This is a genomic window from Methylobacterium sp. 092160098-2 (assembly GCF_028920805.1).
Taxonomy (GTDB): Bacteria; Pseudomonadota; Alphaproteobacteria; order Rhizobiales; family Beijerinckiaceae; genus Methylobacterium; species Methylobacterium fujisawaense.
The window spans coordinates 4,332,570-4,350,060 of sequence record NZ_JAQPZJ010000001.1; the positions used below are offsets into that span (position 1 = coordinate 4,332,570).

At 67.6% G+C, this 17,491-nt stretch carries 25 protein-coding genes; 19 read left to right on the top strand and 6 right to left on the bottom strand.

Annotated features, from left to right (window positions below):
* Window positions 1–10 precede the first annotated feature (10 nt).
* The 5 genes from rpsJ to rpsL form a co-directional block, all read right to left on the bottom strand.
* Window positions 11–319 carry a 30S ribosomal protein S10 gene (gene rpsJ / locus PQI07_RS20445; RefSeq protein ID WP_043351245.1) on the bottom strand — a complete coding sequence of 103 codons (309 nt, stop codon included), beginning with the start codon at window positions 317–319 and terminating at the stop codon, window positions 11–13.
* Between the two features lie 80 nt (window positions 320–399).
* On the bottom strand, window positions 400–1,590 hold the full coding sequence (gene tuf / locus PQI07_RS20450; RefSeq protein WP_043348276.1) for an elongation factor Tu: 1,191 nt from the start codon (window positions 1,588–1,590) through the stop codon (window positions 400–402).
* A 58-nt stretch (window positions 1,591–1,648) separates the two neighbouring features.
* Entirely contained in the window at window positions 1,649–3,724 is a 2,076-nt protein-coding gene (gene fusA / locus PQI07_RS20455) for an elongation factor G (RefSeq protein ID WP_043348274.1), read from the bottom strand.
* 30 nt (window positions 3,725–3,754) lie between these two features.
* Window positions 3,755–4,225, bottom strand: coding sequence for a 30S ribosomal protein S7 (gene rpsG / locus PQI07_RS20460; RefSeq protein WP_007557567.1), 471 nt, complete (start codon window positions 4,223–4,225; stop codon window positions 3,755–3,757).
* Window positions 4,226–4,353: 128 nt separating this feature from the next.
* Complete coding sequence (rpsL, locus tag PQI07_RS20465; RefSeq protein ID WP_007557568.1) at window positions 4,354–4,725, bottom strand: 30S ribosomal protein S12; 372 nt, start codon at window positions 4,723–4,725, stop codon at window positions 4,354–4,356.
* Window positions 4,726–5,445: 720 nt separating this feature from the next.
* Here rpsL and PQI07_RS20470 point away from each other — a divergent pair.
* The 17 genes from PQI07_RS20470 to PQI07_RS20550 all read left to right on the top strand — a co-directional run bounded on the left by PQI07_RS20470 (window position 5,446) and on the right by PQI07_RS20550 (window position 15,890).
* Window positions 5,446–6,249, top strand: coding sequence for an ABC transporter substrate-binding protein (locus PQI07_RS20470; RefSeq protein ID WP_205782297.1), 804 nt, complete (start codon window positions 5,446–5,448; stop codon window positions 6,247–6,249).
* 19 nt (window positions 6,250–6,268) lie between these two features.
* The gene (locus tag PQI07_RS20475; RefSeq protein ID WP_274927289.1) at window positions 6,269–7,006 is read left to right on the top strand and encodes an amino acid ABC transporter permease; all 738 of its coding nucleotides are present in this window, start codon (window positions 6,269–6,271) and stop codon (window positions 7,004–7,006) included.
* Window positions 7,003–7,698 (top strand): amino acid ABC transporter permease, encoded by a 696-nt coding sequence (locus PQI07_RS20480; protein ID WP_111473917.1) that lies wholly within the window; start codon window positions 7,003–7,005, stop codon window positions 7,696–7,698. Before PQI07_RS20475 ends, PQI07_RS20480 begins: the two co-directional genes overlap by 4 nt.
* 395 nt (window positions 7,699–8,093) lie before the next feature.
* The gene (locus PQI07_RS20485; protein WP_043348264.1) at window positions 8,094–8,471 is read left to right on the top strand and encodes a hypothetical protein; all 378 of its coding nucleotides are present in this window, start codon (window positions 8,094–8,096) and stop codon (window positions 8,469–8,471) included.
* A 445-nt stretch (window positions 8,472–8,916) separates the two neighbouring features.
* The gene (rplN, locus tag PQI07_RS20490) at window positions 8,917–9,285 is read left to right on the top strand and encodes a 50S ribosomal protein L14 (protein WP_010686182.1); all 369 of its coding nucleotides are present in this window, start codon (window positions 8,917–8,919) and stop codon (window positions 9,283–9,285) included.
* Window positions 9,285–9,599, top strand: a complete 315-nt coding sequence (gene rplX, locus PQI07_RS20495; protein ID WP_012319178.1) for a 50S ribosomal protein L24 — start codon at window positions 9,285–9,287, stop codon at window positions 9,597–9,599. The genes rplN and rplX overlap by 1 nt, the downstream gene beginning before the upstream one ends.
* Window positions 9,592–10,158 carry a 50S ribosomal protein L5 gene (gene rplE, locus PQI07_RS20500; protein WP_043348261.1) on the top strand — a complete coding sequence of 189 codons (567 nt, stop codon included), beginning with the start codon at window positions 9,592–9,594 and terminating at the stop codon, window positions 10,156–10,158. The genes rplX and rplE overlap by 8 nt, the downstream gene beginning before the upstream one ends.
* Window positions 10,159–10,198: 40 nt before the next feature.
* Window positions 10,199–10,504: a 30S ribosomal protein S14 gene (rpsN, locus tag PQI07_RS20505; protein ID WP_043387382.1), complete on the top strand. Its 306-nt coding sequence runs from the start codon at window positions 10,199–10,201 to the stop codon at window positions 10,502–10,504.
* Between the two features lie 10 nt (window positions 10,505–10,514).
* A complete protein-coding gene (gene rpsH / locus PQI07_RS20510) occupies window positions 10,515–10,910 on the top strand; it encodes a 30S ribosomal protein S8 (protein ID WP_012319176.1) in 396 nt (131 codons plus the stop codon).
* Between the two features lie 23 nt (window positions 10,911–10,933).
* Entirely contained in the window at window positions 10,934–11,467 is a 534-nt protein-coding gene (gene rplF / locus PQI07_RS20515; protein ID WP_274927290.1) for a 50S ribosomal protein L6, read from the top strand.
* A 10-nt stretch (window positions 11,468–11,477) separates the two neighbouring features.
* Window positions 11,478–11,840, top strand: coding sequence for a 50S ribosomal protein L18 (rplR, locus tag PQI07_RS20520; RefSeq protein ID WP_010686176.1), 363 nt, complete (start codon window positions 11,478–11,480; stop codon window positions 11,838–11,840).
* 154 nt (window positions 11,841–11,994) lie between these two features.
* A complete protein-coding gene (rpsE, locus tag PQI07_RS20525; RefSeq protein ID WP_043355033.1) occupies window positions 11,995–12,582 on the top strand; it encodes a 30S ribosomal protein S5 in 588 nt (195 codons plus the stop codon).
* A 12-nt stretch (window positions 12,583–12,594) separates the two neighbouring features.
* Window positions 12,595–12,786, top strand: a complete 192-nt coding sequence (gene rpmD, locus PQI07_RS20530; RefSeq protein WP_043355035.1) for a 50S ribosomal protein L30 — start codon at window positions 12,595–12,597, stop codon at window positions 12,784–12,786.
* A 10-nt stretch (window positions 12,787–12,796) separates the two neighbouring features.
* Window positions 12,797–13,300 carry a 50S ribosomal protein L15 gene (rplO, locus tag PQI07_RS20535; RefSeq protein WP_043355037.1) on the top strand — a complete coding sequence of 168 codons (504 nt, stop codon included), beginning with the start codon at window positions 12,797–12,799 and terminating at the stop codon, window positions 13,298–13,300.
* 145 nt (window positions 13,301–13,445) lie between these two features.
* A complete protein-coding gene (gene secY, locus PQI07_RS20540) occupies window positions 13,446–14,792 on the top strand; it encodes a preprotein translocase subunit SecY (protein WP_043387379.1) in 1,347 nt (448 codons plus the stop codon).
* 170 nt (window positions 14,793–14,962) lie between these two features.
* Entirely contained in the window at window positions 14,963–15,565 is a 603-nt protein-coding gene (locus tag PQI07_RS20545) for an adenylate kinase (RefSeq protein WP_043355040.1), read from the top strand.
* A gap of 94 nt (window positions 15,566–15,659) precedes the next feature.
* Window positions 15,660–15,890, top strand: coding sequence for a hypothetical protein (locus tag PQI07_RS20550; protein WP_043387377.1), 231 nt, complete (start codon window positions 15,660–15,662; stop codon window positions 15,888–15,890).
* Window positions 15,891–15,927: 37 nt separating this feature from the next.
* Here PQI07_RS20550 and PQI07_RS20555 read toward each other — a convergent pair whose 3' ends face one another.
* Window positions 15,928–16,284, bottom strand: coding sequence for a hypothetical protein (locus PQI07_RS20555; protein WP_043355044.1), 357 nt, complete (start codon window positions 16,282–16,284; stop codon window positions 15,928–15,930).
* 252 nt (window positions 16,285–16,536) lie between these two features.
* Here PQI07_RS20555 and rpsM point away from each other — a divergent pair, with 252 nt between their 5' ends.
* Window positions 16,537–16,905: a 30S ribosomal protein S13 gene (rpsM, locus tag PQI07_RS20560; protein WP_010686168.1), complete on the top strand. Its 369-nt coding sequence runs from the start codon at window positions 16,537–16,539 to the stop codon at window positions 16,903–16,905.
* 172 nt (window positions 16,906–17,077) lie between these two features.
* Window positions 17,078–17,467, top strand: a complete 390-nt coding sequence (gene rpsK, locus PQI07_RS20565) for a 30S ribosomal protein S11 (protein WP_010686167.1) — start codon at window positions 17,078–17,080, stop codon at window positions 17,465–17,467.
* Window positions 17,468–17,491 lie beyond the last annotated feature (24 nt).

Consider the following 17,491-nt stretch of genomic DNA (forward strand, 5'->3'; position numbering starts at 1 on the left):
CTCAGCGGACTCAGAGCTTGATCTCCACGTCCACGCCAGCGGCGAGGTCGAGCTTCATCAGCGCGTCCACGGTCTGCGGCGTCGGATCGACGATATCGAGCACACGCTTGTGCGTGCGCATCTCGAACTGCTCGCGCGACTTCTTGTCGATGTGCGGCGAGCGGTTCACGGTGAACTTCTCGATATGCGTCGGGAGCGGGATCGGACCCCGGATGGTCGCGCCGGTGCGCCGGGCCGTGGAGACGATCTCCTTGGTCGACGCATCGAGGATGCGGTGATCGAACGCCTTCAGGCGAATACGGATGTTCTGACCGTTCATGATCCTGGAACCTTGAGAGGGACGGCGGGGTGTGCGGGGCCTTGACCCCGCCGCGCCCTGCTAAGGATGCTTGCTCGAGCTCAATCGTTGATGGCGGCGACGACGCCGGCACCGACGGTGCGGCCGCCCTCGCGGATGGCGAAGCGCAGCTTCTCTTCCATGGCCACCGGCACGATCAGCGCCACGTCCATGGTCACGTTGTCGCCCGGCATCACCATCTCGGTGCCCTCGGGCAGCGTCACGATCCCGGTCACGTCGGTGGTGCGGAAGTAGAACTGCGGCCGGTAGTTGGTGAAGAACGGCGTGTGGCGGCCGCCCTCTTCCTTGGTCAGGATGTAGGCCTCGGCCTTGAACTTGGCGTGCGGCTTCACCGAACCCGGCTTGCACACGACCTGGCCGCGCTCCACGTCCTCGCGCTTCGTGCCGCGCAGCAGCACGCCGACGTTGTCGCCCGCCTGGCCCTGGTCGAGCAGCTTGCGGAACATCTCCACGCCCGTGACCGTCGTGGTCTGCGTGTCGCGGATGCCGACGATCTCCACCGTCTCGCCGACCTTGACGATGCCGCGCTCGACGCGACCCGTCACCACCGTGCCGCGGCCCGAGATCGAGAACACGTCCTCGATCGGCATCAGGAACGGCAGGTCGATCGGACGCTCCGGCTGCGGGATGTAGGCATCCACCGTCGCCATCAGCGCCAGCACCGCCTCCTTGCCGATCTTCGGCTCCTTGTCCTCAAGCGCCATCAGCGCCGAGCCCTTGGTGATCGGGATGTCGTCGCCGGGGAAGTCGTACTTCGACAGGAGCTCGCGCACCTCCAGCTCGACCAGCTCCAGGAGCTCCTCGTCGTCGACCATGTCGACCTTGTTGAGGAACACCACCAGCGCCGGAACGCCGACCTGGCGCGCCAGAAGGATGTGCTCGCGGGTCTGCGGCATCGGGCCGTCGGCCGCCGAAACCACCAGGATCGCGCCGTCCATCTGCGCCGCGCCCGTGATCATGTTCTTCACGTAGTCGGCGTGCCCGGGGCAATCCACGTGCGCGTAGTGACGGTTCTGCGTCTCGTACTCCACGTGCGCCGTCGAGATCGTGATCCCGCGCGCCTTCTCCTCCGGAGCCTTGTCGATCTGGTCGTAGGCCGTGAACGTCGCCCCGCCCGTCTCCGCCAGAACCTTCGTGATCGCCGCCGTCAACGACGTCTTGCCGTGGTCAACGTGACCAATCGTGCCAATGTTGCAGTGCGGCTTGGTGCGGGAGAACTTTTCCTTGCCCATCAGAGCCTCCTAGATTCGAATTCGCGTTGCGGAAGAAGAGATGCCTCAGGCCGAAGCCTCAGGCGTACTTGGCGATGACCTTGTCGGCCTCGCCGCGCGGCACCTCTTCGTAGTGGTCGAACTGCATGGTGAAGTTCGCCCGGCCCTGCGACATGGAGCGCAGGTTGTTCACGTAGCCGAACATGTTGGCCAGCGGCACCATCGCGTTGATGACGTTGGCGTTGCCGCGCATGTCCTGACCCTGGATCTGGCCGCGGCGGGAGTTCAGGTCGCCGATGACCGAGCCGGTGTACTCTTCCGGCGAGACGACCTCGACCTTCATCACCGGCTCGAGCAGGACCGAGCCGCCCTTCTGCAGGGCCTCACGGAGGGCTGCGCGGGACGCGATCTCGAAGGCCAGCGCCGAGGAGTCGACGTCGTGGTAGGCGCCGTCGATCAGCTCGACCTTCACGTCGACCACCGGGAAGCCGGCGAGGACGCCCGCGCCCAGGACCGAGTTCAGGCCCTTCTCGACGCCGGGGATGTACTCCTTCGGCACCGCGCCGCCGACGATCTTCGACTCGAACTGGAAGCCGGCGCCCGGCTCGTTCGGCTCGACCACGAACTTCACGCGGGCAAACTGGCCGGTACCGCCGGTCTGCTTCTTGTGCGTGTAGTCGATCTCCTGACGGCGGGTCAGCTTCTCGCGGTAGGCCACCTGCGGCTGGCCGATATTCGCGTCGACCTTGTAGGTGCGGCGCAGGATGTCGACCTTGATGTCCAGGTGGAGCTCGCCCATCCCCCGGAGGATGGTCTGGCCGGATTCCTGGTCCGTGGACACGCGGAAGGACGGATCCTCGGCGGCGAGCTTCGAGAGCGCGATGCCGAGCTTCTCCTGATCGGCCTTCGACTTCGGCTCGACGGCGATCTCGATGACGGGCTCGGGGAACTCCATCTTCTCGAGGATGACGGCCTTCTGCGGATCGCAGAGGGTGTCGCCCGTGCGGGTATCCTTGAGGCCGGCCAGGGCGACGATGTCGCCCGCGAAGGCCTCCTTGATGTCCTCACGGTTGTTGGCGTGCATCAGGAGCATGCGGCCGACGCGCTCCTTCTTGTCGCGCGACGAGTTCAGCACGTTGGCGCTGGTCTCGACCTTGCCCGAGTACACGCGGCAGAAGGTGATCGTGCCGACGTGGGGATCGTCCATGATCTTGAAGGCGAGCATGGAGAAGGGATCCGAATCCGTCGGGTGACGGACGGTCTCTTCCTCGGTCTTGAAGTCGATGCCCTTGATCTCGCCGCGATCGGCCGGGGAGGGCAGGTAGTCCACGACGGCGTCGAGGAGCGGCTGCACGCCCTTGTTCTTGAAGGCCGAGCCGCACAGCACCGGGTGGAAGGCGCGCAGCTGCACGGCCTTGCGCACCAGGCGGCGCATGGTCGCCTCGTCGGGCTCGCTGCCGTCGAGGTAGGCGGACATCGCCTCGTCGTCGAGCTCGACGCAGGCCTCGACCAGCTTGGTGCGGTACTCGACAGCCTGATCCTTCAGGTCGGCCGGGATCTCGGTCTCGTCGAAGTTGGCGCCGAGCGCCTCTCCCGTCCAGACGATCGCCTTCATCTTGATGAGGTCGATCACGCCCTGGAAGCTGGACTCGGCACCGATCGGTAGCTGCAGGCAGACGGGCTTGCCGGCGACGCGGTCGATGATGTCGGCGACGCACTTGAAGAAGTCGGCGCCGATCTTGTCCATCTTGTTGACGAACACGACGCGCGGCACGTCGTACTTGTCGGCCTGACGCCACACGGTCTCGGTCTGCGGCTCGACGCCCTGGTTGCCGTCGAGCACGCACACGGCGCCGTCGAGCACGCGCAGGGAGCGCTCGACCTCGATGGTGAAGTCGACGTGGCCGGGGGTGTCGATGATGTTCAGGCGCTTGTCGCGCCAGAAGCAGGTCGTCGCAGCCGAGGTGATCGTGATGCCACGCTCCTGCTCCTGCGCCATCCAGTCCATGGTGGCGGCGCCCTCATGGACCTCGCCGATCTTATGGGACTTTCCGGTGTAGTAGAGGATCCGCTCGGTCGTCGTGGTCTTGCCGGCATCAATGTGGGCCATGATGCCGAAGTTGCGGTAGTCCTCGATCGCGTGCGTGCGGGGCATCGAATTGCTCCTGAGAGACGGCGGAACCGCTTACCAGCGGTAGTGCGAGAAGGCGCGGTTGGCTTCCGCCATCCGGTGCGTGTCTTCCCGCTTCTTGACGGCGTTGCCGCGGTTGTTGGCGGCGTCGAGCAGCTCGGCGGAGAGCCGCTCGATCATGGTCCGGTCGTTGCGCGAACGGGCCGCCTGGATCAGCCAACGGATGGCGAGGGCCTGGCGACGCTCGGTGCGCACCTCGACGGGGACCTGGTAGGTCGCGCCGCCGACGCGGCGGGAGCGGACCTCGATCATCGGGGCGACGTTGTCGAGGGCGGCGCGGAACACCTCGATCGGGTTGGCGCGGGCGCGGTTCTCGACGATGTCGAAGGCACCGTAGACGATCCGCTCGGCGGTCGACTTCTTGCCCTCGTACATGATGGAGTTCATGAACTTCGTCAGCACCACGTCCCCGTACTTCGGGTCCGGGATGATCTCACGCTTCTCGGCAGAGTGACGACGGGACATCTTCTGGAACTCTCGAACGAAAAGATCTTAAGCACCCCGCGCAGGCCGCCTGAGCCGTAAGGCCGGCGACATCCTTGCGAGGCCGTGGAAACGCAGACCGGCGCCCGGGAAAAATCCGGGCGTCCGACTTACTTCGGACGCTTGGCGCCGTACTTCGACCGGCGCTGCTTGCGGTTCTTCACGCCCTGCGTGTCGAGCACGCCGCGCAGGATATGGTAGCGCACGCCCGGAAGATCCTTCACGCGGCCGCCGCGGATCATCACCACGGAGTGCTCCTGAAGGTTGTGACCCTCACCCGGGATGTAGCCGATCACCTCGAAGCCGTTGGTGAGGCGCACCTTGGCGACCTTACGGAGCGCCGAGTTCGGCTTCTTCGGGGTCGTCGTGTAGACGCGGGTGCAGACGCCGCGCTTCTGCGGGCAAGCGTCGAGCGCCGGAACCTTGTTGCGGCTCCGCTGGATCTTCCGCGGCTGGGCGATCAGCTGGTTGATCGTCGGCATCCTGTGCCCTCTTCCTCGGTCACCTAGGCCGGACTGCACAGGGCAGTCCGCAAAACGAATATGCGCCGGAGGGCCTGTCACGGACCCTCGGCGCGGTGTGGGCAGAGGAGCACGCCCGAAACGAACGCGCTCATACCTACGGATCTGACTTAAGCGTCAGGCGATTTGAACCCTCGGAGCGCGCGGGGCGATGGCGGCGGCGTCAAGGGGGTATGCCCAAGGGCCGTCGGCAGCCGATGGCCGTCCGAAGTGGCGCGCTTCTAGCCGCGGTTGTCCCGCAGGTCAATGCGGTGGCGGCAGAAAACTGCACCGCGCCGGAGGTTAAGGATCGGTCAAGGCGCGGAATCCCCGTCCGCGCGTACACGACCCTCACCGCATCACCGGACCGTCAACCACGGCCGCCCCCGCGCTCGATCCGGGATGGCATCAACCCGCGGCAGAACCCGGGGAAGATCACGCGAATCGTCCTGCCGGTGCAAGAAGAACATCCACCGCCTTTCTCCACGCTTCCCCAGCACGCTGTGCTGATGTTCCGGTGAAAAACGGAAATCCGGTCCGTTGATCGGATTGCGGCTTTCAGAGAATAATGCGGAGGCTCGGGACAGACCGCTCCGATCGTCTTCTCCGGACCGGAGATCGTCTTGCGTCCGGCACCGAAGATCTTCCGTCGTCCGTGAACGGCCCGAGTTTTTGTCACCGCTCCGTCCAATGGAGATTCGCGTGCGCCGCCTCTTCGCTCTCGCCCTGGCAATCCTTTGTTCGGTGGGTGCAGCTCAGGCCGACAGGCTCGACGACATCCGGAAGGCCGGCGTTCTCCGGGTGGCCGTCTTCGACAGCAATCCGCCCTTCGGCTTCGTTGATCGCGGGACCCTGCAGATTGCCGGGCTCGATGTCGATTACGCCCAGGCCATCGCCGACAAGCTCGGCATAAAGGTCGAACTGCGTCCCACCAACCCGGCGAATCGGATCCCGCTGCTGATCTCCGGCAAAGTCGATCTGGTCCTGGCGAACTTCACGATCACGGAGGAGCGGGGCAAGCAACTCGACTTCAGCATCCCCTACTTCGCGTCCGGCCAGCAGTTCCTGACCAAGAAGGGCACCCTGTCGTCCCCCGATCAGCTCAACGGCCTGCGCATCGGCGTCGACAGGGGCACCACCAACGAGATCGTGCTACGCCGGGACTTCCCGAAGGCGACGGTGGTCGCCTTCGATGACACGCCCTTCGCCTTCACGGCCCTGCGCAACGGCAACGTCCAGGCGATCACGCAGGACGGGCCGAAGCTCGTCGGGCTGCTGGCGAAGGTGCCGGACCGCCAGAATTACGAGATCCCGCCCTTCAGCATCTCCAACGACTATATCGGCGTCGGCATCCCGAAGGGGGAGGGCCGGCTTCGGGATCTCGTGAACGAGGCGCTGCGCGAGTTGGAGGCGCGCGGCAAGGCGGCACAGATCTACGATCGCTGGTTCGGCCCGAACACCGAGCAGCCGCTGCCGCGCCTGTTCCGAATCGGCGACCGCAACTAGCCGAGGCCGGGCGACGGCGATGGGCCAGCTCTTCGGCGACCTGTTGGCGCCTCGCTACCTCGTCTGGCTGATCCAAGGCTTCGAACTCACCCTGGCCCTCTCGGCGGCCGTGTGTCTCGCCGGCACCGGGGTGGGTCTCGCGGCGTGCTGCCTGCGGGAAGCGGGCGGCGCCGCGGCCGGGCGGGCCGTGGCCGGCTTCGTCGGGATCGTCCGGAACACGCCGCTGCTGGTGCAGCTCTTCGTCTGGTACTTCGTGGGCGCAGCCCTGTTGCCGAGCGGCGCGACAACCTGGCTGAACACGCCGCACGCCCTCGATCTGGGATTCGGCGCCGTGCATTGGCCGGCCTACGAGACCCTGGCCGGGTTCTTCGGCCTCACCGTCTATGCGGGCGCCTACATCGCCGAGGAGGGCCGGGCAGGCGTCAACGGTGTTCGCCCCGGCCAGCGGGAGGCGGCCATCGCCCTTGGCCTGACGCCGGTCCAGGCCTTCCGCCACATCGTCCTGCCACAGGCCCTGCGCGTCGCCTGGCTGCCGATCGTCGGCCAGTACCTCAACACGATCAAGAACACCGCCCTCACCATGACGATCGGCCTCGCGGAGCTGTCCTACGCGTCGCGGCAGGTGGAGACCGAGACGTTCAAGACCTTCCAGGCCTTCGGCATCGCGACGCTGCTCTATGTGGGCGCGGTCGCCCTGGTCGAGGCGGCGGGGCAGACGGCGGCCCGCCGCGCCGCGGCTCCGGGACCGCGCCGATGAACCCTGCGATCATCACCGACAATCTCGGCTACCTGCTGCTCGGCGCCTGGCCCAGGGGCCCGGTCGGCGGGCTGGCGCTGACGCTGATCCTCTCCGGCCTGTCCGGCCTCGCCTCGGCCCTGCTGGGTCTCGTCCTGGGCATCGCCCTGGCGATGAGCGCGGGGCCGTCCCGCGTCGCTCTGACCATCGGGCTCGGCGTCTTCCGCGCCGTGCCGATCGTGATGCTGATCTTCTGGAGCTACTTCCTGCTGCCGATCCTGTTCGGCGTATCGGTTCCGGAGATCGGCACCGTGGCGGCGACCCTGGCGCTCGTCGGCGGGGCCTATCTCTCGTACGGGGTGGCGGCCGGGATCGAGAGCATCGGCCACGGCCAGTGGGAGGCCGGCCTCGCCCTCGGTTTCGGCCGCTGGCCGGTGCTGCGCTTCATCATCCTGCCACAGGCGCTCAGGGCCATGGCGCCGTCCTTCGTCAATCAATTGACCACGCTCATCAAGGACACCTCGCTCGCCTACGTGATCGGCGTGCCCGAGCTGTCCTTCGTGGCCACCCAGGTGAACAACCGCACCATGGTCTACCCGGCCGAGATCTTCCTGTTCGTCGGCGCCCTCTACGCGGGCCTGTGCGTCGCTCTCGACAGGCTCGCCGCGCGACTCGTGCGGCGCCGCTCGCGACCGAAGGCGCATCTCGGCTGAGGCCATCCTGACCGGAGCAGGCCCCTGGGTCGCCCGTCGTGCCGGATCGAACGATGGCCGCGACCTCGGATTCGGCCGGCGATGAAACGGTCTCCCGCCGAAACCGTCACGCGATGCGTCCCACTCCGCTGTCGGGGGGAGGAGGCAGCCCAGAGGGGCCGAAGCCATCCGGCGGAGATGAGAGGAGGCCCGTTGACGGCCGGTGCGGCCGCCGTGAGGACCCCGCCCCGGACGCGGGCAAGCCGGCAAATCCTGCCGGGTTGCCGGAGGGGACGTACCGGATCGGGGCAGGGGGGCGCCGGCAGGGTCTACGGAGAATTAAAGCGATCCGTCGAATTGTCGCGATCAACGGGCGGCCCGTGTGCCGCCGCGGGTCTGCGTCAAGGGTTTTGCGTATGGGTTGCGTCGCGGTCAGCAACGTCGTTCCGTTCCGGCGGGCCATTCCCGCCCAGGCACCGGGCGAGTGGGAGGCACGCAGCCGCCGGCGCAGCGAGCAGCGGTCCCTGCTCGATGCCGTCTACGCCACCGGCAGCATGGTCGTCGCCGCCGAGGATCGCGGGACGAAACTGACGGCCTCCCGGCTTCAGGTCTACGGATTCCTGGCGATCGAGGAGGTCGGCGAGGACGGTCTCATGCGGCGGCTCCGCCCCTCCGAAGCGATCCGCGCCCGCTCGGAGCGGCCCTGGCGCCTGTCGAAGCCCGCGAGCGGCGCGTCGGTGACGATCCCGAGCCTCGACGGCTTCCTGTTCGAATCAGGCGGCCAGCCCGCCTGAGTCCCGCCCGAGCGCTCAGCGACCGGTGCGCCGAGAGGCGCGCCGGTCGTCGCGTTTTGAGAGGCACGCCGGCCCGCACGACAGATCCGCAGCGAGTCGTGCGCGCGAGGCCGAATCGGGGCGCGCCGACGATCCCCACGCGACGCGGCCTCCTGACGGGCGCCGACTGGAACCAGGCCGTGCATCGGGTCAATCCAGCCATGCGCCGCCGACGATTTCGCGCCGCTCCGCTTGCCATCCGGGGCGGCCCGTAGTATCCGCCCGGCCTTCGCGACATTCCGATGGGTGCTCGCACCCTGTGAACGCGGTGACCGCGCCGGTGTCCTTGCGACACCGCCAGCGCGGTCGAACACATGAGCCGGGGACATCAGGTCCCCATCAGGCGTCGTCCGCCGGGCAATACCGTCCGTGTGCGGAAACCCGCCTGAAACAAGGAGTCACGCACGTGATCCAGATGCAGACGAATCTGGACGTCGCCGACAACTCGGGTGCACGCCGTGTGATGTGCATCAAGGTACTCGGCGGGTCGAAGCGCAAGTATGCCGGCGTGGGCGACGTGATCGTCGTCTCCGTCAAGGAGGCGATCCCGCGCGGTCGCGTCAAGAAGGGCGACGTCATGAAGGCGGTCGTCGTCCGCACCGCCAAGGACGTGAAGCGTGCCGACGGTTCGGTCATCCGCTTCGACAAGAACGCCGCGGTCCTGATCAACAATCAGAAGGAGCCGATCGGCACCCGTATCTTCGGACCGGTTCCGCGCGAGCTCCGCGCCCGCAACCACATGAAGATCATCTCCCTGGCTCCGGAGGTGCTGTAATGGCTGCCAAGATCAAGAAGGGCGACAAGGTCGTCGTGCTCACCGGCCGCGATTCGGGCCGGTCGGGTGAGGTGATCCAGGTTCTGCCGAAGGAAGGCCGGGCCTTCGTGCGCGGCATCAACCTGGTCAAGAAGCACCAGAAGCAGACCCAGAACCAGGAAGGCGGCATCATCTCCAAGGAGGCCGCCATCCAGCTCTCGAACATCGCGGTCGCGGATGCCAACGGCAAGCCGACCCGCGTGGGTTTCCGCATCCTCGAAGACGGGCGCAAGGTCCGGTTCGCCAAGACCACGGGGGATCAGATCGATGGCTGAGGCCGACAAGAACGCCTACACCCCGCGCCTGCGCAAGCACTACGACGAGGTGGTTCGCCAGAAGCTGATCGAAGAGTTCGGCTACAAGAACCCGATGGAAGTGCCGCAGATCACCAAGATCGTGATCAACATGGGCGTCGGCGAGTCCACCGCGGACTCGAAGAAGGCCTCGGTGGCGGCGGGCGACCTCGCCCTGATCGCCGGCCAGAAGCCGGTCATCACCCGGGCCCGCAAGGCCATCGCGACCTTCAAGGTCCGCGAGGGCATGCCGATCGGCTGCAAGGTGACCCTGCGCAAGCAGCGCATGTACGAGTTCATGGACCGGCTGATCACCATCGCGCTGCCGCGCGTGCGTGACTTCCGCGGCCTGAACCCGCGCTCGTTCGACGGCCGCGGCAACTACGCCCTCGGTCTCAAGGAGCACCTCGTGTTCCCGGAGATCTCCTACGACAAGGCCGAGCAGACCTGGGGCATGGACATCGTTGTGGCGACCACCGCCAAGACCGATGCCGAGGCCAAGGCCCTGCTCGCCGCCTTCAAGTTCCCGTTCCGGCAGTGAAGCTCTCGGGCTTCAGACGCGGACACCGGAGATAGACCACATGTCGAAGAAAAGCTCAGTCGAGAAGAATGAGGCTCGCAAGGCGCTGGTGAAGCGCTTCGCGGCCAAGCGGAAGGCGCTCCTCGAGATCGCCAACAACGAAGCCCTCGAGATGGAGGAGCGCTTCGAGGCGCGCCTCAAGCTCGCGGAACTGCCGCGCAACTCGTCGGCCACCCGCATCCGCAATCGCTGCGGCATGACCGGCCGCCCGCGCGCCTATTACCGCAAGATGGGCATCTCCCGCGTGGCGCTGCGCGAGCTTGGCAACCGGGGCCTGATCCCCGGCCTGGTCAAGTCGAGCTGGTAAGGAGGTCCCCATGGTCAACGATCCCGTGGGCGACATGCTCACCCGCATCCGCAACGGCCAGCTGCGCCGTCGCAACGTCGTCCAGACGCCCGGCTCGCGCCTGCGTGCCAGCGTTCTCGACGTCCTGAAGGCCGAGGGCTACATCCGCGATTACGCGGCGACGGACCTCGGCAACGGCCGCACCGAGTTCGCCATCGAGCTCAAGTACTACGACGGGCGCCCGGTGATCCGCGAGATCAAGCGCGTCTCGAAGCCCGGCCGCCGGGTCTACTCGTCCGTCGGCGAGCTGCCGCACGTGGCCGACGGCCTCGGCGTCACCATCGTCTCCACCCCGCAGGGCGTCATGGCCGATCACGAGGCGCGCGAGCGCAACGTCGGCGGTGAAGTGCTCTGCACCGTGTTCTGATCGGGACATAAGGAGGTTATCCCATGTCTCGCGTAGGCAAGAAGCCGGTCCCCGTGCCGGCGGGCGTTACCGCCACGGTCACCGGTCAGACGGTGAAGATGAAGGGTTCGAAGGGCGAACTGTCCTACGAAGTCCCGTCGCTCGTCGCCGTGGCGATGAAGGACGGCGCCATCGAGGTGCAGCCCGTCAACCAGTCCAAGCCGGCGCGCTCCCTGTGGGGCACGTCGCGGGCGCAGATCGCCAACATCGCCGAGGGCGTGTCGAAGGGCTTCGAGAAGAAGCTCGAGATCACCGGCGTCGGCTATCGCGCCGCGATGGCCGGCAAGGCCCTCAAGCTGTCGCTCGGCTACAGCCACGACATCGAATACGCGATCCCCACCGGGATCACGATCGCTACCCCGAAGCCCACCGAGATCACGATCTCCGGGATCAACCGCCAGCAGGTCGGTCAGGTCGCCGCCGAGATCCGCGATTACCGCGGACCCGAGCCCTACAAGGGCAAGGGCGTGAAGTACGCGGGCGAGTTCATCTTCCGCAAGGAAGGCAAGAAGAAGTAAGGAGGGCATCATGTCTCGCAAGCTCGAAGCCCTCGATCGCCGCAAGGCGCGCGTCCGCCGCGCGCTGCGGGCCGCCGCCAACGGCCGCCCGCGGCTCTCGGTGTTCCGCTCGTCGAAGCAGATCTACGTGCAGGTCATCGACGACGTCGCCGGCAAGACGCTGGCCGCGGCCTCGTCGATCGACAAGGCCCTCAAGGGCGAACTCAAGACCGGCGCCGACGTCGCCGCCGCCAAGGCGGTGGGCAAGCTGGTCGCCGAGCGCGCCAAGGCCGCGGGCGTCACGAAGGTGATCTTCGATCGCTCCGGCTACATCTACCATGGCCGTGTCGCGGCCGTGGCCGAGGCCGCCCGCGAGGGTGGCCTGGAGTTCTGATCTTAGGGACCTTGCCGGCGGCGCATCCGCCGCCGGCGGCCCCGATCGGGATCGTTGAACGACGGCGGGCCGGACGTGCCGTGCATGTCCGGCATTCGAAGCAATCGAGCGAGCAGGCCCGCCGCCTGCGCCAGTGAGATGAACGGGTAAAGCAATGGCACGTGAACGGGAAGGCGGGGGCCGCGGCCGCCGCGATGATCGCGAGGAGCGCGACAGCGAGTTCGTGGACAAGCTCGTCCACATCAACCGCGTCGCCAAGGTGGTGAAGGGCGGCCGTCGCTTCGGCTTCGCAGCCCTCGTCGTCGTCGGCGACCAGAAGGGCCGCGTCGGCTTCGGCCACGGCAAGGCCCGTGAGGTGCCGGAGGCCATCCGCAAGGCGACCGAGGCCGCCAAGCGCGGCCTGATCCGCGTCTCGCTCCGCGAAGGCCGGACCCTGCACCACGACGTCAACGGCCGCCACGGCGCCGGCAAGGTGATCCTCCGCGCGGCTCCGCAGGGTACCGGCATCATCGCCGGCGGCCCGATGCGCGCCGTATTCGAGACCCTCGGCATGCAGGACGTCGTCGCCAAGTCGCTGGGGTCCTCGAACCCCTACAACCTCGTGCGCGCCACCTTCGAGGCGCTCAAGAACGAGGACAGCCCGCGCTCCGTGGCGGCACGCCGCGGCATCAAGGTGTCGACCCTCCAGTCGCGCCGCCGCGATGCCGACCCGGCCGACCAGTCCGAAGCCGCGGTCGCGTAAGGGGAGGGTCCGATGGCACAGAAGACTCTCCGCATCGAGCAGATCGGCTCGCCGATCCGCCGCGAGGCCAGCCAGCGCGCGACGCTGATCGGCCTGAAGCTCAACAAGCTCCACCGCGTGTCCGAGCTGGAGGATACCCCCTCCGTGCGCGGCATGATCCGCAAGGTTGCGCACCTCGTGCGCGTCCACGGCGACGTGGCGTGAGGAGGTCCCGATGAAGCTCAACCAGATCAGCGACAATCCCGGCGCCACCAAGGACCGGATGCGCGTCGGCCGGGGCATCGGCTCCGGCAAGGGCAAGACCGCGGGCCGCGGCGTGAAGGGTCAGAAGGCCCGGACCGGCGTGTCCATCAAGGGCTTCGAGGGCGGTCAGATGCCGCTGCATCGGCGCCTGCCGAAGCGCGGCTTCAACAACCTCTACGCCCAGGACCTGAACGAGGTGAACCTCGGCCGGATCCAGGAGGCTGTCGACGCGGGCAAGCTCGACAAGGCCGCCACCGTGACGGTGGAGAGCCTGGTCGCCGCCGGCCTCATCGCCCGTCCCCGCGACGGCGTGAAGCTGCTCGGCGTCGGCGAGCTCACCGCGAAGCTCAGCTTCGAGGTCACCCGCGCCTCCAAGTCCGCCGTCGAGGCGGTCGAGAAGGCCGGCGGCTCGGTCACCGTCGTCTACGCCCAGGGTGCTTCCACCCGTGGCGGCAGCGAGGCGGCGACGGCCTGACGGGAGCGACGCCGGGACCCGTTGCACGGTTTCCGCGCACCCTTTAAGCCGAACCTTCGAGCGGCGGCCCTGCGACCACGCGGGCCGCCGTTTTTCGTTTCATCCGGGCTCCACCGCCCGGCGACATGTCCAGGACGCGACGCTTATGGCCTCAGCCGCCGAGCAGCTTGCCGCCAACCTCAATTTCGGTGCGATCGCCAAGGCCGATGAGCTGAAGAAGCGCATCTGGTTCACGCTCGGCGCCCTCGTGGTGTTCCGGCTGGGCACGTACATCCCGATCCCCGGCATCGACCCGGAGCAGTTCGCCCGGAACTTCCAGCAGCAATCGGGCGGCGTGCTGGGCCTGTTCAACATGTTCTCGGGCGGCGCGGTCGAGCGCATGGCGATCTTCGCCCTGAACATCATGCCCTACATCTCGGCCTCGATCATCGTGCAGCTCCTGACCTCGGTGATCCCGAGCCTGGAGGCGCTGAAGAAGGAGGGTGAGTCCGGCCGCAAGGTCATCAACCAGTACACCCGCTACCTGACGGTGGTGCTGGCGCTGGTGCAGTCCTGGGGCATCGCCATCGGCCTGCAGGGCTCCTCGGCCGCGATCGATCCGGGACCGTTCTTCCTGGCCTCGACGGTGATCACGCTCACCGGCGGCACCCTGTTCCTGATGTGGCTCGGCGAGCAGATCACCTCGCGCGGCATCGGCAACGGCTCGTCGCTGATCATCTTCGCGGGCATCGTCGCCCACCTGCCGGTGGCGATCGCGGGCGCACTGGAACTCGGACGCACCGGTGCCCTGTCCCCGGCGATCATCCTGGGCGTCGGCGTCGCCGCCGTGGCGCTCGTCTACTTCATCGTGTTCATGGAGCGCGCCCAGCGCCGCCTCCTGATCAACTACCCGAAGCGCCAGGTCGGCAACCGCATGTACGAGGGCCAGACCTCGTTCCTGCCGCTCAAGCTCAACACCTCGGGCGTGATCCCGCCGATCTTCGCCTCGTCGCTTCTGCTCCTGCCGGCGACCGCCGCGAGCTTCTCGGCCAATGGCGGCGCCACCGGCTGGCTCGGCACGGTGACGGCCTATCTCGGCCACGGCACCCCGCTGTTCATGGTGCTCTACGCGGCGCTGATCATCTTCTTCACGTTCTTCTACACCGCGGTGGTCTTCAACCCGCAGGAGACGGCCGACAACCTGAAGAAGCATGGCGGCTTCATCCCGGGCATCCGGCCGGGCGAGCGCACCGCGGCGTTCATCGACAAGGTGCTGACCCGCATCACGGTGATCGGCGCCCTGTACCTGACGCTGGTGTGCCTGTGCCCCGAGATCCTGTCGTCCTACGCGGCGGCGAGCCTCGGTTTCGGCGGCACGTCGCTGCTGATCGTGGTCTCGGTCACGATGGACACCGTGGCGCAGATCCACGGGCACCTGATGGCCCATCAGTACGAGGGCCTCGTGAAGAAGGCCAAGCTGCGTGGCGCCTCAACCACGCAACGCCGGCGCTGAGCCTGCTACAGAGGCGGGCCGTCACCAAGGACACGCCCGCCTCTGGCCCAAAGGTCTGGATGCCTGTCGGGCCCTGACCGGCTAGAAGACCCCGAACCCGGCGATGCCAGGGAGGCTTCGCCACCACGGCTTGTGCCCACAGAGAGAGTGGGCCGAACGAGGACAACGCCATGCGTATCATTCTGCTCGGGCCGCCCGGTGCGGGGAAGGGGACGCAATCCGAGCGGATCGTACAGCGCTTCGGCATCCCGCAGCTTTCCACCGGCGACATGCTTCGGGCGGCCGTAGCCGCCGGGACGCCGATCGGCCTCGAGGCCAAAGCCGTGATGGAATCCGGCGGTCTCGTCTCGGATCGGATCGTGGTCGGCATCGTCGCCGAGCGGATCGAGGAGGCGGATGCCCGCCGCGGCTTCATCCTGGACGGCTTCCCGCGCACGGTGGCGCAGGCCGAGGCCCTCGGCACGATGCTGGCCGGCAAGGGGATGGGCCTCTCCGCGGTGGTCGAGCTGAAGGTCGACGAGAACGCCCTGGTCGGCCGCATCGAGAAGCGGGCCGCCGAGACCTTGGCCCGCGGCCAGGCGGTGCGGAAGGACGACACCCCGGAGGTGTTCAAGCAGCGTCTCGAGGCCTATCGCGCCCAGACGGCCCCGCTGTCGGCCTATTACGCCAAGCAGGGCATGCTGGAGACCATCGACGGCATGCAGCCGATCGACAAGGTCACGGCCGACCTGATGGCGGTGCTGGAGCCGCACGAGGAGCGCGTCGCCTCCTGAGTCGATCGCCGCGCGCCGACCGCTCGGTGGCGCGCGGACGTGAACCCGAGGCGTGGTCAGTGGGTTGAGAGGCGCATCCCGGATCGGAATCGCCATGACCCTCCGCCTCTTCGCCACCGCGACGCTCCTCCTCGCGGTCGCATTCCCCCCTCTGCCGGCCTTCGCGCAGAGCCCCGCCCAGTCCTTCGTGTACGGGCAGAAGCGCTTCCGCCATGCCTGCCGGCCGCCGCTCAAGTATGTGGCGGGGACCTGCGCCCGCCGCTGCCCCGCGGGCTATCAGGATATGGGCGGCTATTGCCGGCTGCGGAACCAGGGCTTCCGCTGAGACGCGGCTGCCGACTCGCAGCGCCCGGGACGATGCATCAGATCCGCCCTTCGCGACGCAGGCTCCCGAAGAAGTTGGCGATGTCCATCTGAAGCGAGCGGTGGCCGAACAGGCGGAACGGGTAGCCCTCGTCGGTGCCGATGCGCAGCTCGATCATCGCCGTCATCGGGTTGTAGCGGAAGACCATGCGGTGCCCGGCGAAGGTCGCCCAGAGCAGGGGCGGCCCGTCATCCGCGCTCTGGAGCGCCACGGAGCCGGGCTCCGCTTCGGCGAGGATGCCGCCGATGACCGCGAGCGTCACCGGCAGGACCTCGTCCAGGGTTTCCTCGGCGGCCCGCAACACCGAATCGGCGAAGGCCCGGAGCGTTGCGCCGTCGCTGGTCAGAACCGCCATCTTGGCTCCTCGATCATCTCGACCCGGGTCCCGCACGCGGCGCATGACGGGACGCGGCCATGCCTGACGGTCGTTGACATCGGGCCGCCCGCGCGCTAGCAGGCCCTCCTTCGTCCAACCGAACGATGGTCCGAGGTGCCCTGTCCAGGGCCGCCCGCGGGCCGCGTCGTCGTTTCACGTGCGCATGGGCCGGCCTCCACCGGACGCGCGCGACACCTGCCCGGATCCCCGGGCCTGACATGGAGAGTGATCGTGGCCCGTATCGCAGGCGTCAACATCCCGACCAACAAGCGCGTCGTCATCGCGCTTCAGTACATCCACGGCATCGGCGCAAAGAAGGCCGAGGAGATCACCCAGAAGGTGAACATCCCCGCCGAACGTCGGGTCAACCAGCTGACCGACGCCGAGGTTCTCTCGATCCGCGAGACGATCGACCGCGACTACCTGGTCGAAGGCGATCTGCGCCGCGAAGTGTCGATGAACATCAAGCGCCTGATGGATCTCGGCGCCTATCGCGGCCTGCGTCACCGCAAGCAGCTGCCGGTCCGCGGCCAGCGCACCCACACCAACGCCCGCACCCGCAAGGGCAAGGCGAAGCCGATCGCCGGCAAGAAGAAGTAATCTTTTGGGATCGGGAGGTCGGGCTTCGCTCGGCCTCCATTCCGTCCCGCTGGGCGTCCCATGAGGCGCCCGGCCCTGGCTCGCCAGCCCTGCACGGGCCAAGCGGCCAAGTCCCAAGAAGAATCCCGAGCGCCTGGTGTTACGGGCGTGCCTGAAGGAAGAGTGAGAACAGATGGCTAAGGAACCGCAACGCGTCCGCCGCCGCGAGCGCAAGAACATCGTGTCGGGCGTCGCCCACGTGAACGCCTCGTTCAACAACACGATGATCACCATCACGGACGCGCAGGGCAACACGATCTCGTGGTCGTCCGCCGGCGCCATGGGCTTCAAGGGCTCGCGGAAGTCGACCCCGTACGCCGCCCAGGTTGCCGCCGAGGATGCCGGCCGCAAGGCCGCAGAGCACGGCATGCGCACCCTCGAGGTCGAGGTGTCGGGTCCCGGTTCGGGCCGCGAGTCGGCGCTGCGCGCCCTCCAGGCCGCGGGCTTCACGGTGACGTCGATCCGCGACGTCACCTCGATCCCGCACAACGGCTGCCGGCCGCGCAAGCGTCGCCGCGTCTGATCCGCGCCGGAGAAGCCTTTTGAC

Coding starts and splice junctions, on each gene's coding strand:
- PQI07_RS20480 (WP_111473917.1), top strand. CDS start 7,003: ATGAACCCTGCGATCATCACCGACAATCTCGGCTACCTGCTGCTCGGC.
- PQI07_RS20545 (WP_043355040.1), top strand. CDS start 14,963: ATGCGTATCATTCTGCTCGGGCCGCCCGGTGCGGGGAAGGGGACGCAA.
- rpsJ (WP_043351245.1), bottom strand. CDS start 319: ATGAACGGTCAGAACATCCGTATTCGCCTGAAGGCGTTCGATCACCGC.
- rplO (WP_043355037.1), top strand. CDS start 12,797: ATGAAGCTCAACCAGATCAGCGACAATCCCGGCGCCACCAAGGACCGG.
- rpsG (WP_007557567.1), bottom strand. CDS start 4,225: ATGTCCCGTCGTCACTCTGCCGAGAAGCGTGAGATCATCCCGGACCCG.
- PQI07_RS20475 (WP_274927289.1), top strand. CDS start 6,269: ATGGGCCAGCTCTTCGGCGACCTGTTGGCGCCTCGCTACCTCGTCTGG.
- rpmD (WP_043355035.1), top strand. CDS start 12,595: ATGGCACAGAAGACTCTCCGCATCGAGCAGATCGGCTCGCCGATCCGC.
- rplE (WP_043348261.1), top strand. CDS start 9,592: ATGGCTGAGGCCGACAAGAACGCCTACACCCCGCGCCTGCGCAAGCAC.
- PQI07_RS20555 (WP_043355044.1), bottom strand. CDS start 16,284: ATGGCGGTTCTGACCAGCGACGGCGCAACGCTCCGGGCCTTCGCCGAT.
- rpsN (WP_043387382.1), top strand. CDS start 10,199: ATGTCGAAGAAAAGCTCAGTCGAGAAGAATGAGGCTCGCAAGGCGCTG.
- rpsE (WP_043355033.1), top strand. CDS start 11,995: ATGGCACGTGAACGGGAAGGCGGGGGCCGCGGCCGCCGCGATGATCGC.
- rpsH (WP_012319176.1), top strand. CDS start 10,515: ATGGTCAACGATCCCGTGGGCGACATGCTCACCCGCATCCGCAACGGC.
- rplX (WP_012319178.1), top strand. CDS start 9,285: ATGGCTGCCAAGATCAAGAAGGGCGACAAGGTCGTCGTGCTCACCGGC.
- rpsK (WP_010686167.1), top strand. CDS start 17,078: ATGGCTAAGGAACCGCAACGCGTCCGCCGCCGCGAGCGCAAGAACATC.
- rplR (WP_010686176.1), top strand. CDS start 11,478: ATGTCTCGCAAGCTCGAAGCCCTCGATCGCCGCAAGGCGCGCGTCCGC.
- fusA (WP_043348274.1), bottom strand. CDS start 3,724: ATGCCCCGCACGCACGCGATCGAGGACTACCGCAACTTCGGCATCATG.
- PQI07_RS20485 (WP_043348264.1), top strand. CDS start 8,094: ATGGGTTGCGTCGCGGTCAGCAACGTCGTTCCGTTCCGGCGGGCCATT.
- tuf (WP_043348276.1), bottom strand. CDS start 1,590: ATGGGCAAGGAAAAGTTCTCCCGCACCAAGCCGCACTGCAACATTGGC.
- PQI07_RS20550 (WP_043387377.1), top strand. CDS start 15,660: ATGACCCTCCGCCTCTTCGCCACCGCGACGCTCCTCCTCGCGGTCGCA.
- secY (WP_043387379.1), top strand. CDS start 13,446: ATGGCCTCAGCCGCCGAGCAGCTTGCCGCCAACCTCAATTTCGGTGCG.
- rplF (WP_274927290.1), top strand. CDS start 10,934: ATGTCTCGCGTAGGCAAGAAGCCGGTCCCCGTGCCGGCGGGCGTTACC.
- rpsL (WP_007557568.1), bottom strand. CDS start 4,725: ATGCCGACGATCAACCAGCTGATCGCCCAGCCGCGGAAGATCCAGCGG.